General features: G+C 63.6%; 15 protein-coding genes and 1 pseudogene. 10 read left to right on the top strand and 6 right to left on the bottom strand.

Annotated features, from left to right (window positions below; genetic code table 11):
- Positions 1–242 (top strand): annotated as a pseudogene (gene trkD, locus EN869_RS15530) (potassium transporter Kup); the annotation flags it as partial.
- Positions 243–334: 92 nt separating this feature from the next.
- Positions 335–1,375 (top strand): aldehyde reductase, encoded by a 1,041-nt coding sequence (locus tag EN869_RS15525; RefSeq protein WP_127228840.1) that lies wholly within the window; start codon positions 335–337, stop codon positions 1,373–1,375.
- A gap of 39 nt (positions 1,376–1,414) precedes the next feature.
- On the opposite strand, the gene EN869_RS15520 is transcribed toward EN869_RS15525, so the two are convergent.
- A complete protein-coding gene (locus EN869_RS15520; RefSeq protein WP_127228839.1) occupies positions 1,415–2,308 on the bottom strand; it encodes an SDR family oxidoreductase in 894 nt (297 codons plus the stop codon).
- A gap of 136 nt (positions 2,309–2,444) precedes the next feature.
- Here EN869_RS15520 and EN869_RS15515 point away from each other — a divergent pair, with 136 nt between their 5' ends.
- Together EN869_RS15515 and EN869_RS15510 are read left to right on the top strand one after the other, a co-directional pair.
- Positions 2,445–2,855, top strand: a complete 411-nt coding sequence (locus tag EN869_RS15515; RefSeq protein WP_127228838.1) for a helix-turn-helix domain-containing protein — start codon at positions 2,445–2,447, stop codon at positions 2,853–2,855.
- A gap of 75 nt (positions 2,856–2,930) precedes the next feature.
- Positions 2,931–4,160 (top strand): NAD(P)/FAD-dependent oxidoreductase, encoded by a 1,230-nt coding sequence (locus tag EN869_RS15510; RefSeq protein WP_127228837.1) that lies wholly within the window; start codon positions 2,931–2,933, stop codon positions 4,158–4,160.
- On the opposite strand, the gene EN869_RS15505 is transcribed toward EN869_RS15510, so the two are convergent.
- Together EN869_RS15505 and EN869_RS15500 are read right to left on the bottom strand one after the other, a co-directional pair.
- Positions 4,114–4,833, bottom strand: a complete 720-nt coding sequence (locus EN869_RS15505; RefSeq protein ID WP_167498504.1) for a glutathione S-transferase family protein — start codon at positions 4,831–4,833, stop codon at positions 4,114–4,116. The two genes, EN869_RS15510 and EN869_RS15505, sit on opposite strands and share 47 nt — an antisense overlap.
- Before the next feature lies 1 nt (position 4,834).
- Complete coding sequence (locus EN869_RS15500; RefSeq protein ID WP_127228835.1) at positions 4,835–5,140, bottom strand: Rieske (2Fe-2S) protein; 306 nt, start codon at positions 5,138–5,140, stop codon at positions 4,835–4,837.
- A 95-nt stretch (positions 5,141–5,235) separates the two neighbouring features.
- On the opposite strand from EN869_RS15500, the gene EN869_RS15495 reads away from it, so the two are divergent.
- From EN869_RS15495 to ilvC, 3 genes are all read left to right on the top strand, one after another.
- Positions 5,236–5,691, top strand: a complete 456-nt coding sequence (locus tag EN869_RS15495; RefSeq protein WP_127228834.1) for a helix-turn-helix domain-containing protein — start codon at positions 5,236–5,238, stop codon at positions 5,689–5,691.
- A 134-nt stretch (positions 5,692–5,825) separates the two neighbouring features.
- Positions 5,826–6,476 (top strand): TetR/AcrR family transcriptional regulator, encoded by a 651-nt coding sequence (locus tag EN869_RS15490; protein ID WP_127228833.1) that lies wholly within the window; start codon positions 5,826–5,828, stop codon positions 6,474–6,476.
- Between the two features lie 26 nt (positions 6,477–6,502).
- On the top strand, positions 6,503–7,522 hold the full coding sequence (gene ilvC, locus EN869_RS15485) for a ketol-acid reductoisomerase (RefSeq protein WP_127228832.1): 1,020 nt from the start codon (positions 6,503–6,505) through the stop codon (positions 7,520–7,522).
- Between the two features lie 83 nt (positions 7,523–7,605).
- Here ilvC and EN869_RS15480 read toward each other — a convergent pair whose 3' ends face one another.
- Together EN869_RS15480 and EN869_RS15475 are read right to left on the bottom strand one after the other, a co-directional pair.
- Positions 7,606–7,890: a PilZ domain-containing protein gene (locus tag EN869_RS15480; protein WP_127228952.1), complete on the bottom strand. Its 285-nt coding sequence runs from the start codon at positions 7,888–7,890 to the stop codon at positions 7,606–7,608.
- Positions 7,891–8,058: 168 nt separating this feature from the next.
- Positions 8,059–8,652 carry a BA14K family protein gene (locus EN869_RS15475; protein ID WP_127228831.1) on the bottom strand — a complete coding sequence of 198 codons (594 nt, stop codon included), beginning with the start codon at positions 8,650–8,652 and terminating at the stop codon, positions 8,059–8,061.
- A gap of 167 nt (positions 8,653–8,819) precedes the next feature.
- Between EN869_RS15475 and EN869_RS15470 the strand changes: the two genes are divergently transcribed.
- Positions 8,820–9,932 carry an endonuclease/exonuclease/phosphatase family protein gene (locus tag EN869_RS15470; protein WP_127228830.1) on the top strand — a complete coding sequence of 371 codons (1,113 nt, stop codon included), beginning with the start codon at positions 8,820–8,822 and terminating at the stop codon, positions 9,930–9,932.
- Between the two features lie 4 nt (positions 9,933–9,936).
- Positions 9,937–10,662, top strand: coding sequence for a hypothetical protein (locus tag EN869_RS15465; RefSeq protein ID WP_127228829.1), 726 nt, complete (start codon positions 9,937–9,939; stop codon positions 10,660–10,662).
- A gap of 29 nt (positions 10,663–10,691) precedes the next feature.
- Here the strand turns inward: EN869_RS15465 and EN869_RS15460 are convergent, their stop codons facing one another.
- Positions 10,692–11,765: a 1-aminocyclopropane-1-carboxylate deaminase gene (locus EN869_RS15460; RefSeq protein ID WP_127228828.1), complete on the bottom strand. Its 1,074-nt coding sequence runs from the start codon at positions 11,763–11,765 to the stop codon at positions 10,692–10,694.
- A gap of 147 nt (positions 11,766–11,912) precedes the next feature.
- On the opposite strand from EN869_RS15460, the gene EN869_RS15455 reads away from it, so the two are divergent.
- The gene (locus tag EN869_RS15455) at positions 11,913–12,389 is read left to right on the top strand and encodes an Lrp/AsnC ligand binding domain-containing protein (protein ID WP_127228827.1); all 477 of its coding nucleotides are present in this window, start codon (positions 11,913–11,915) and stop codon (positions 12,387–12,389) included.
- Positions 12,390–12,406: the final 17 nt, after the last annotated feature.

Below are 12,406 nucleotides of genomic sequence, written 5' to 3'. Positions count from 1 at the left end.
TGGAGCAGCCCAACATCCCGCGCGCTCTGGCGATCTGCCGCAAGCAGGGCTGGAAGTTCGACATCATGACGACGTCCTTCTTCCTGTCGCGCCGGTCGCTGAAAGCCTCGCCCAATTCCGGCATGCCGATCTGGCAGGACCGGCTGTTCATCGGCCTGGCGAAGACGGCAGCGGATGCGACGGAGTATTTCCAGATCCCGACCGGACGCGTGGTGGAGATTGGCACGCAGGTCGCGATCTGAAAGACTGCGCCGCGTAGGCTGGTTCGACGTTACGCAATTCCAGACGGAAAACGGGTCGCGCCATTCCCGAATTGCGCTTGAAGGAGGCGGGCATGAGCGGCGAATTGGTGCTTGTGACCGGCGGCTCCGGCTTCCTTGGCGCTCATTGTATCCTGGCGCTTCTGAACGCCGGCTACCGTGTGCGCACCACGGTGCGCTCCGCCAGGCGCGAAGCCGATGTGCTCGCCATGCTGAAGGTCGGCGGCGCCGAGCCGGGTGAGGCGCTTTCCTTCGCCCATGCCGATCTCATGAGCGACAAAGGCTGGCCCGAAGCGGCCGCCGGGTGCCGGTACGTTCTTCACGTCGCTTCTCCCTTTCCGCCCGGCGTGCCGAAGCATGAAGACGACCTGATCGTCCCAGCCAGGGAAGGGGCGTTGCGGGTGCTGCGCGCCGCGCGCGATGCGGGCGCCGAGCGGGTGGTGCTCACTTCGTCCTTCGCCGCCATCGGCTACGGCCAGACACCGGTTGCCGGCCATCCGTTCACGGAAGAGAACTGGACCGACCTGTCCCAGAAGGTCAGCGCCTATGTGAAATCGAAGACGCTTGCCGAGCGGGCGGCGTGGGATTTCATCGCCGCCAAAGGCGGGTCACTCGAACTGGCGGTGGTCAATCCGGTCGGCATCTTCGGGCCGGTTCTGGGGCCGGATCATTCGACGTCGACCGATTTCATCAGGCGGCTCATGGACGGCGAGATGCCGGGTCTGCCGCGCATGGTGTTCGGCGTGGTCGATGCGCGCGACGTCGCGGACCTGCATCTGCGCGCCATGACCAATCCTGCCGCTAAGGGCGAGCGGTTCCTGGCCATCAGCGGCGATTTCATGACGATGCTTGAGATCGCACGGACGCTGAAGGCGCGGCTTGGCAATGCAGGATCCCGCATCACCACGAGAGTGCTGCCGGACTGGCTGGTCAGGATCGTCGGCCTGTTCGACGGGCAGGCGGCCCAGATCGTGACGGAACTGGGCAAGCCGCGGAACGCGACGAGCGCCAAGGCCATGCGCCTGCTTGGCTGGACGCCGCGGTCGCGCGAGGATGCGCTGGTCGCGACGGGTGAAAGCCTGGTCCAGCTTGGATTGCTGAAGACGTCGAAGTGAAGCGCGCCGGGGGAACAGTTTCCCCGGGCGCGCCAGGCTTCAGCCGAGCAGGGCAGCCTTGTTCGCTTCGAGGAACTGCCTCAGCGTCCGCGGCGTGCGGCCCGAGAGTTTTTCTACGGTATCGGTCACCTCGCCTATGCGGCCGGCCCGGGTGTTGACATCGAAAGAGACTATGATGCGGGCGAAATCCTCAGGAAGGCCCGCCGCCTTGACGCCTTCGGTCAGCGCCTCGTCCGGCAGTTGGATGACCTCCAGCGGCTTGCCGGTCACCTCGCTTACCAGCGCTGCAATTTCGTTCGTGGTGTAGGCCTGCGGGCCGGTCAGCGTGTAGATGTGGCTTTCCTTGGAGCCGGATGCGAGGCCGGCGGCGATGGCGGCCGCCATATCGTCGCGCGCGCCGTGGGCGACGCGCCCGTCGGCGGCCGACGTGTACCACTTGCCCGACGAAATGGCGTGCGGCAGCGCCATGAACAGGTTCTCCTGGTACCAGCCGTTGCGGAAGATGGTGTAAGGAATGCCGCTCGCCTTGATGGCCTGCTCGGTGCCGTAGTGATCGCCGGCAAACAACACCGGCGAGCCGGGCTCGGGATTGGGCATCGAGGTGTAGAGCAGATGCGAAACGCCTGCCGCCTTGGCCGCAGCCACCGCCGTCTCATGCTGCTTCAGGCGCCGGCCCGTCTTGAGGTCGAGGTCGCCGGTCGAGATGATCAGCACCCGGTCGGCGCCTTCGAATGCCTTCTCCAGCGAGGCCCCGTCGTTGAAATCGACGGCCCTGACGGTGACGCCGCGTGCTGCGAGATCGGCGAGGTTCTCGGGGTTGCGAGTGGCGGCGATGATGCTCGCCGGCGGGACCTTTTGCGCGTCCAGCAAGTGATTGATGACGGCTCGGCCAAGCTGGCCGGAAGCGCCGGTGACGAGGAGGGTTTCGGTCATGGGAGGGTCCTTGAAACTTGCGTCGAAGGCGGGTCAAATGGCGGTCTCAAAAAGAGACCAGCTCTAAAATAGGAATTGATCGGGGTCCGTAAAGAAGGCATTTTTTCGGGAGGTAGGCACGGCGAGGGAACCACCGATGGACGGCAAGATCGTCAATCTCAAATCGAAGATCGAGATCTACAAGGCCATGACGGACGGCGCCAACTTCGCCGATTGCCCGGTTCGCGACGTCATCAGCGGCATCAACGGCAAATGGAGCCCATTGCTGGTCATGGCGCTGGCCGAGAAGCCCTATCGCTTCGGCGAGCTGCGCCGGCTGGTTCCCGACATCTCGCAACGCATGCTGACGCAGACGCTCTACGACCTGCAGCGCGACGGCTATGTACACCGCGAAGTTTTCCCGACCAAGCCGCCGAGTGTGGAATACAGCTTGACCGATCTCGGACGATCCATGTTTGCGCCCCTGCAGATGCTGGTCCAATGGGCCGAGCTCAACCATGACGCCGTGCGCGAGGCACGTGCCGCCTTCGACGCAGCCCAAACCTGAGGGGCGCGCCAAAGCGCCAACTTGATTTGACTGGTGTGTTGGGAGATTGTCCGGCCGGCTTGGCTTGGGCGGGCAATGAGCAAATTCCACGACATCGCGATTGCGGGCGCCGGGCCGGCCGGATTGGCGGCCGCGCTCTATCTCAAGCGGGCGGGGCACAAGGTCACCATATTCGAGCGCTTCGATGAGCCGAAGCCCGTCGGCTCCGGCCTCATCCTGCAGCCAACCGGACTGACCGTGCTCGCCGATCTCGGACTGCTCGACGAGATGCTCTCGCTGGGCAGCCGCATCGAGCGGCTGCATGGCACCGATGCCAGGAGCGGGCGAACCGTGCTCGAAGTCCGCTACGACGCGCGGCGCGGCCGCCGCTTCGGCCTCGCCGTGCACCGCGCAGCGCTGTTCGGGGTGCTCTACCGCGCTGCCTTGCGCTCAGCGATCGCCATCGAAACCAATGTCGAGGTCGAGACGCTGGAGACCGGCGAGCGGGCGACGCTCGTCTGCGGCAACGGCAAACGGCTCGGGCCATTCGACCTCATCATCGATGCCAGCGGCGCGCGCTCGAAACTGCGGCAATATCTCGGCGATGCCGCCATGCCGCGGCCGCTCGCCTATGGGGCATTCTGGGCGTCGCTGGCCTGGCGTGACGGCTTCGACAAAAGCGCGCTGCTGCAGCGCTACGACAAGGCAAGCATCATGGTCGGCGTGCTGCCCATCGGCCGGCCGGAGCCTGGCGCGCAAGACATGGCCGCCTTCTTCTGGAGCCTCAAGCCGGCCGATGCCGAACGGGTAATGGCCAAGGGGTTGGAGGCGTGGAAGGCGGCGGTGGTTTCGGTGTGGCCGCAATGTGAGGCTTTCACCAGCCAGATCGACAATTTCGAGCAGCTTTCGCTCGCTCGCTACGGTCACCACACGATGACGCTGCCCGCCGGCCGGCGGCTTGCCGTCATCGGTGATGCCGCGCACTCGACCAGCCCGCAACTCGGGCAGGGCGCTAACATGGCGCTGCTCGACGCGGCGGCGCTCAGCCACGCATTGGCAAAAGCGAACGGCGTCGATCAAGCGCTGGAGATTTACGTGCGCGCACGCCGCTGGCATGTGCGCGTCTTCCAGGCGCTGTCGTCGTCGCTGACACCGTTCTACCAGTCGGACTCGGTGACCTTGCCCTTTGTCCGCGACCGCATGGTGGCCGCGCTGGCCAGAATTCCGCCGGGGCCGCAATTCCTTGCGGCCATGGTCGCCGGAACCGTGATCGACCCGTTCAGGCGGATCGGGCTTGCGGAGTTGCAATGGCCTGAAGCCGGATGACCTCGGACAGATAAGATCTCCTCGTCCGCAGGAAGGCATGCAACCGCTGCGGATACTCCGCGCCGACCGCCTCCGCGATCGATTGCCGCTTGCTCAACGCTTGGCGCCAGGCGCGGACGAGGGGCTTGCCGTCGAGAATGCCGAAATCGCCGATACGGTCGAAGGTGTCGAAATAGCGGAAGATCGGCCCGTAGACGGCATCGACTAGCGAGAAGCGCCCGCCGGCAAACCACGGGCCATTTTGCCCGGCTGCAAGTTCCGCTTCCACGCGCGCGAACATGCCGGACAAACCTTTGCTCTCATGGAGGAAAGCAGCTTCGTCAGCGGCGGAGTAGAAGCGGCCTATGGCATTGAGGATGGCCGAGCCGAATTCGATCCAGGCACGATGTCTTGCCCGCTCCAGCGGATCGGCAGGGTGCAAGGAATTGGCCTCGGTTTCCTCGAGGAATTCGAGGATGACGGCGGATTCGAAAATCACTTCGTCGGCATTGTCATGCCGGACGCGAAGCAAGGGCACCTTGCCGAGCGGTGAGATGGCCCTGAACCAATCAGGCTTGTCGGCAAGGTCGACGTTGACCCGCTCGAACGGAACAGCTTTCTCGGCAAGCGCGATCGCGGCGCGCTGGACGTAGGGGCAGAGGTGATGGCTGACGAGGGTGAGCCTTGTGGTCATCTCATTCTCCCCAGACATAATTGAGCGCGCCATCTTCGACGCGGGTCGACAAAAACATCAGGCGCGAGCCCTTCGGCGCCGGTCCTTCGAGACGCTCGCCGCTTTCCATGTCGAATTTCGCGCCGTGCCATTGGCACACAAGTGAGCCGTCCTTGCAGTCCAGCGGTCCGCCGAAATGGAGGCAGACATTGGCCGCGGCGCGGATGCGCTCGCCACTGCGCCAGACATGCACCTCGCGGCCGAAGAAAGGCGCGATCAGGCTGCCGGTTTGCGGGACATCGGCGATCTTGCAGATTTCATGTTTCATGAGTGCCTCCATATAAATGCATTTGCATCTACATAGATGCATTTGCATCGATCGTCAAGCTTGATGCAATTGCATCTACCTTGTAGGCTTTGCCGATGACGAAAAGATCCCCATCACCCGAAGCCGTCAGCGCATGGGCGCGCCTCATGCGCGTCTCGCGCCAGCTGGTTGAAAAGACCGAAGATGCCTTGAAGGCCGGCGGCCTGCCGCCGCTCGCCTGGTATGACGTGCTGCACGAGCTTGCGGAGGCGGGCGAGAGCGGACTGCGTCCCTTCGAGCTGATCGACCGTGTTCTCCTGGCGCAGTACGGCGTCTCAAGGCTGCTAGCCCGGCTCGAAGCGGAAGGCCTGGTGGAAAAGTTGCCGGTCTCGGATGACGGCCGGGGCCAGACGGTGCGCATCACGCCGAACGGCCGGGACATGCGCCGCCGCATCTGGGCCGTCTATGGCACCTCGATCGCCGAGCTGATGGGCGACAGGCTGTCAGCCGAAGAGCTCAAGGCGCTGGCGGCGCTGCTCGCAAGGCTGCGGCATCCCCCAGTCGGGACCTAGCGTCGAGCCTGGGAGCGGGGATGTAGGCTCGATTTTTCAAAGATCCCCCTTGCGCTCGAAACTGGAATGCGCAATAAGCCGAACCGTAACGTACGGTACGCCCTTTTGGTGCGACTCTGGAATTGGGAACAGTCGTGTTGCAGCCGGCCGAAAACGACACCAGTGAAGCGCTGACGGAGCGCCAGCAGGCGGTCCTGGACGCGGCACTTCGCCTGCTGGTCGAGGAGGGCGACAACCTGACCATGACCGCGGTGGCGCGGCGGGCAAGCTGTTCCAAGGAAACGCTCTACAAATGGTTCGGCGACCGTGACGGGCTGCTGACGGCGACGGTTCAGTGGCAGGCCTCGAAGGTCCGTGTCGCGGCTGTCGATCGCGAGAAACTGGATGTCGTCTCGCTCACCGCGACCCTTGAGCGCTTTGCGTCCGACTGGCTCAAGGTGATTTCCAGCGATACCTCGATCGCGCTCAATCGTGTCGCGGTCGGCCATGCCGGTTCCGGCAAGGATGACCTCGGCGCGGTCGTGCTGCAGAATGGCCGCTTCGCGCTTGCCAGGCGCTTGAAGCCGGTGCTTGAAGCAGGGCGTCAAGCCGGGCTGCTCGAATTCGACGACGCCGAGACGGCGTTCCGGACCTTTTTCGGCCTGGTCGGCCGCGACGTGCAGATCCGTCTCTTGCTCGGCGACCGGCTGGAATTGACTGAGGCGACGATCGGCGGCGATGCCCGTCGCGCAACGCAACAGTTTCTCGCTCTTTTCGGAGCAACAACCGGGCCACTGGCCCTCTGATCTTCAAAACGGGAAGGAAGACCAAAATGCGTGTCTATTACGATCGTGACGCCGATCTCAATCTGATCAAGGGCAAGAAGGTCGCCATCATCGGCTATGGCAGCCAGGGCCGGGCGCATGCGCTCAACCTCAAGGATTCCGGCGTCAAGGACATCGCCATCGGCCTCAAGCCTGGTTCCGCCACTGCCAAGAAGGTCGAGGCCGACGGGCTCAAGGTGATGACTGTGGCGGACGCCGCCAAATGGGCTGACCTGATGATGATGGCTACCCCCGACGAATTGCAGGCCGACATCTACAAAAACGAGATCGCGCCGAACATCCGCGATGGCGCCGCGATCGCCTTCGCGCACGGTCTCAACGTGCATTTCGGCCTGATCGAGCCGAAGGCCTCGGTCGATGTCGTCATGATCGCACCGAAGGGCCCGGGCCACACAGTGCGCGGCGAATACCAGAAGGGCGGCGGCGTGCCGTGCCTGGTCGCGGTCAACCAGGACGCTTCGGGCAACGCGCTTGACCTCGCGCTCTCTTATGCCTGCGGCGTCGGCGGCGGCCGTTCGGGTATCATCGAGACCAATTTCCGCGAGGAATGCGAGACCGATCTGTTCGGCGAGCAGGTCGTGCTGTGCGGCGGCCTGGTCGAGCTGATCCGCGCCGGCTTCGAGACGCTGGTGGAAGCCGGCTACGCGCCGGAAATGGCCTATTTCGAGTGCCTGCACGAGGTGAAGCTGATCGTCGACCTGATCTATGAAGGCGGCATCGCCAACATGAACTACTCGATCTCGAACACCGCCGAATGGGGCGAGTATGTCTCGGGTCCGCGCATCATCACCGCCGAGACGAAGGCCGAGATGAAGCGCATCCTGAAGGACATCCAGACCGGCAAGTTCACCTCGGAATGGATGCAGGAATACCGCGCCGGCCTGTCGCGCTTCAAGGGCATCCGCCGCAACAACGACAGCCACCAGATCGAGGAAGTCGGAGCAAAACTCCGCGCGATGATGCCGTGGATCGCCAAGAACAAGCTGGTCGACAAGGCCAAGAACTAGGCGAAGTTCTCGCACGCAATATCAAGCCGGCGGATCGATTCCGCCGGCTTTCTTTTTGAGATCGACGGCAGTGCTGCCGCATCTCACCCGTAGTGCCAGTGCGGCTTGGGCTCAGTGCCGACGAACTGGACGCCGATGCGGTCCTCGCGGCGCCAACGCACCACGGCCTTGTAACCGATGCCGTCGATCGGCACATAGAGCAGGAATTCGTCCGGCACGCGCGCGTCGATCGGCACTCTCAACTCCGCTCCGTTGGAATGCACGTTGCGCACTGTGCACGTCACCTCGGAATTGTTGATGCCGGTCAGGATCGCAGCGCCTTTCAGCACGCGTTGCCGGTGTTGGATTCTGAGTTCGTTCTCGGCCATGGCGGGCACGTCTCGCACCTCGTTCGCGCGAATCGTCATACTGTGGGACATCCGCATGGATGAATAGCCGCCGCCGATGAATTTAGGGTTATATCGGCCGGCGGCCACAGGTTGCGCTAAAATAAAACGGCGCCCGCAAAGGGCGCCGTTTCTGTGCCAGCAGGCCGCTCAGATATAGGGCGAAATGCACTGCCGGCGCGGGCCGTAGTTGGGCTGGAACGTGTTGTCCCAGGCCCGATAGGACCGGTAGCGGTCGTAGCACCATTGGACATGGGCCCTGGAAAGCCGCTCGGTCCGGTAGATGCGCCGCGGCTGAACGTAGCGCGGATAGGGGTCGTAGTAGTAGGGATCGTAGTAATTGTTATAGGCCAAGCTGCCCAGGCCCAGGCCGAGACCCAACCCAAGCAGCGCCGCGTCGCTGTCCCGGAAGTGGCGATGATGGTGGTGCCGCCAGCGCCAGTCGCCATCGCCATTCCAATTGCCGCCGTCCCAGTTGCGGGAGAAGTGCCGATCGCCGCGCCACCTATCGCCGCGCCAACTGAAGTCGCCTCCGCGCCGCCAGCGCCAGTCATACATCTGCGGCGAGTAGTTGTTGCCGCCAGCCCAACTGTCGCGCACGGGAATGATCGTCGGGGCGGCGGTATTCGTTGCGACGCCGAGATCGGGTTGCAGGATCGGGCCGGCGACCGACGGCGCGGTCACGCCGGCAACGAGCCCCAGGGCCAAAAGCCCGGATCTGAAGGAAGAAAAGAGCGGTTTCATTTCACTCTCCAAGGAGTAAAGGCCCCACGCCCAGAGCATCCCGGGAATGGGCTTATTGTTGGAACTTTCCGTCTGAACGGAAGATGAACGGAAAGGTTCCATCAACCATAACGAGCATCGAGCCTGGCTCTTGTTTTCACCCGCGCTTGCAGGCAAAGGTCACGGCCATGTCGCTGCGGCTCGCCACCTTCAATGTCGAGAACCTGATGAACAGGTTCGATTTCTCGGGCTATCGCAACCAGCTCAACGAAGACCGCGCGCTGGCGTTGTTCGACATTCAAAGCGAGGCCGAATACCGGATCCTCGAACAGGCCCGCACGATCGCCCAATCCGACGACACCCGCCAGTTGACGGCGCTGGCGATCGCCGCCACCCGCGCGGACATCATCTGCATGCAGGAGGTCGACAACATCGAGGCGCTGAAGGCCTTCGAATATGGCTATCTGTTCAAGATGGTCGGGCAGGGCTACCGGCAGAAATACACCACCGCGGGCAACGATACGCGCGGCATCGATGTGGCCCTGATGATGCGCAACGAGACCGCGCAGGGGCAGCCGATCGAGTTCGTGCGCATGACCAGCCACGCCTATGTCACCTTCGAGCAGCTCGGCCTGTTTACGCCGGAGCTCGCCGCGCTTGGGCATCTGGCCACTGAACGTATTTTTCGCCGCGACTGCCTGGAGGTCGACGTGAGGATCGGTGGCGCGCCACTGACGCTCTATCTGGTGCATTTCAAATCGATGGGTCCGCCGCACAACGGGCTGGACGGCCGCGAGGCGACGATGCCGGTGCGCGTTGCCGAGGCGCAGGCGGTGCGCCGCATCATCGAGGAACGGTTCGGCAAGCAGCACGCCGCCGACAAGCGCTGGGCGATCTGCGGCGACATGAACGACTACCGGCAGCGCGTGAAGGTCGATGGCGACGCGATCGACGGCTACCGTTTCCAAGTAATCGATGAACCCTTGTCCTCGATCAATGTCCTGACCGCCGGCGGTTTCTGCGAGAATGCCGTCGAGCGGCGGCCGGAGATGGATCGCTGGAGTTTCTATCACACGCGCGGCCCGCAGGAGCGGCATCTGTGCCAACTCGACTATATCCTCCTGTCGAGGGCGTTGGCGGCGAAGAACGCCACCGCCGTTCCCGACATCATTCGCAATGGCCAGCCATGGCGCACCATCTTTCCGCCCGGGCAGGAGGTTGAACGGTTCCCGCGGACCGGCTGGGACCGGCCAAAGGCCTCCGACCATTGCCCGGTGACGATCACACTGGACATGGCGTGACCCCTTGAGTTTCGATCTGCCCCGCAACGTCATCCTGCCGGTCGATGCGATCGACGTCCGCCTGGATCCCAGCCCGCATCCGTTCGCGCTCAGCAACGCGGAGGCGATCGCCGAGAACTGGCGGCAGGAGATCGCGGCCAAGCCGGCGCTGTTCGACGGTATCGTGGTGCTGCTTTCCGAGCTTGCTTACCGGGACGGCCGCCTCGTCGGCCGCTGCCATGCGGTCAACTATTCGACCTTCATGCTGTGGCGTAAGCGGCGTGAGAATTCCGGCGCCGAGCACGCCTATGCGCATGCGATGCTGGTCGCCGGCGACAACGCACTGGTGGCGATCCGCATGGGGCCGCACACGGTCAATGCCGGCCGCGTCTATTTCGCCGCCGGCTCGTTCGAGCCGGTCGACTTCCGCGACGGACTGGTCGATGCCGACTTCAACATGATCCGCGAGGTCGGCGAGGAGACCGGGCTCGACCTGTCGAGGGCGGAACGCGGTCAGCGCTATCACGCGCTGTCGACGGCGAGCGGCACGGTGATCTTCCGCCGCTACCGGGTGGCCGAGCCCGCCGATGAACTGGCGCGGCGCATCAGCGCCTTCGTCGCCAGTGAAGATGAGCCGGAGATCGAGGGGCCGGTCATCATCCGCGATGCCACCGATCTGCCCGACGGCCTGATGGCGCACATGAAGCCGCTGATCGAGTGGCATTTCGCAGACAACGACAAGGTTTCCTGACCCGCGGCATCGGCGCCGGCGGATGAGTTCTACGGAAAGAGCGGTGGCAGCGCGTCGTCATGCGGCGCGCTTTTGCGAGGGCCGCCGTCATCCTTGTAATAATAGCTGTAGCCATTGATGGCCGGCGCGCCGCCGAGATGCGCATAGAGAATTCTCGAGCCTTCGGGAAAGAAGCCTTTCCTCGTCAGATCGATCAGCCCCTGCATCGACTTTCCCTCGTAGACCGGGTCGGTGATCATGGCCTCGGTGCGGGCCGCCAGCCGGATCGCCTCATTCGTTTCTTCGGACGGAACGCCATAGGCGGGATAGGCATAGTCGGGGTTGATGACGATTTCGTCCTCCCGTACGGCGCGGCCCAGCCCGACGAGAGCGGCGGTGTCGTCGACGATGCGGCGGACTTGCGCGCGCGTCTGGTCGAGCGTGCCGGAAGCATCGATGCCGATCACCCGGTCGGCACGGTTTTGCGCGGCGAAGCCGACGATCATGCCGGCCTGCGTCGAGCCGGTCACGACGCAGACGATGATGTAATCGAAGGCGAAGCCGAGCTCGCTCTCCTGCCTGGCGACCTCCTCGGCAAAGCCGACATAGCCAAGACCGCCGAACTTGTGCACCGAGGCGCCGGCGGGAATAGGATAGGGCCTGCCGCCCGCATCCTTCACCGACTGGATCGCGTCCTGCCAGCTCTTGCGAATGCCGATGTCGAAGCCGTCGTCGACGAGCCGGCTGTCGGCGCCCATCAGCCGCGTCAGCAGGATGTTGCCCACGCGGTCATAGACCGCATCGTAGTGCGGCACCCATTTCTCCTGGATGACCACGCATTTCATGCCGATCTTCGCCGCCGTCGCGGCGACCATGCGGGTATGGTTCGACTGCACGCCGCCGATCGACACCAGTGTGTCGGCGCCGGACGCAATTGCATCGGGCACGATATATTCGAGCTTGCGCAATTTGTTGCCGCCCATTGCCAGCCCGGAATTGCAATCGTCGCGCTTTGCATAGACCTGCACTTTGCCGCCGAGCGCCGCGCTGAGACGCGGCAGATGCTCGATCGGCGTTGGGCCAAAGGTCAGCGGATACCGTTCAAACTTGTCGAGAAGTGACATCGACCTGCCTCCGCCGGGTTCGTTTTTCGATGCGTGGAGAATAGCCGAATTGCGGCGAAAGGTGCTCTCGAAGAAGCCTCAGCTTTCTTGCATTCTTACAAAGAGGTGCGCTACATTTAGCCTAATCATTCATTCGGACCGACAAAAATGGAAGAATCTTCCAACCAGACCTTCGACCGGATCGACATTAAGATCCTGCGGGCGCTTCAGGCCGAGGGGCGGCTGACCAATGCCGAGCTGGCAGCCCGCGTGAATGTCAGCGCCGCCACATGCCATCGGCGCACGCAACGCCTGTTTGAGGAGGGCTACATCACCGGCGTCAGGGCGGAGATCGCGCCAGCCGCGGTCGGGCTCGGGGCGCTGGTCATGGTCGGCGTCGTGCTCGATCGCTCGACGCCCGAAAGTTTCGCCGCTTTCGAGGAGGCCGCGCTCAAGCTCAAGGAGGTCCTGGATTGCAATCTCGTGGCCGGCGACTTCGACTATCTGTTGAAGATACGCGTGCGCGACATGGCGGATTTCAACAAGCTGCACGGCCAGAAGCTAATCGCGCTGCCGGGTGTGCGGCAAACCAGGACTTTCTTCGTCATGAAGGAGGTCAAGGAGAACGCGCGACTGCCGTTCTGACGGGCCGCAACCCAAAA

This window comes from Mesorhizobium sp. M2D.F.Ca.ET.226.01.1.1 (assembly GCF_004022705.2).
Classification (GTDB): Bacteria; Pseudomonadota; Alphaproteobacteria; order Rhizobiales; family Rhizobiaceae; genus Mesorhizobium.
Note: the sequence above shows the minus strand (reverse complement) of the source record. Positions and strands in the feature narration are given on the sequence as shown.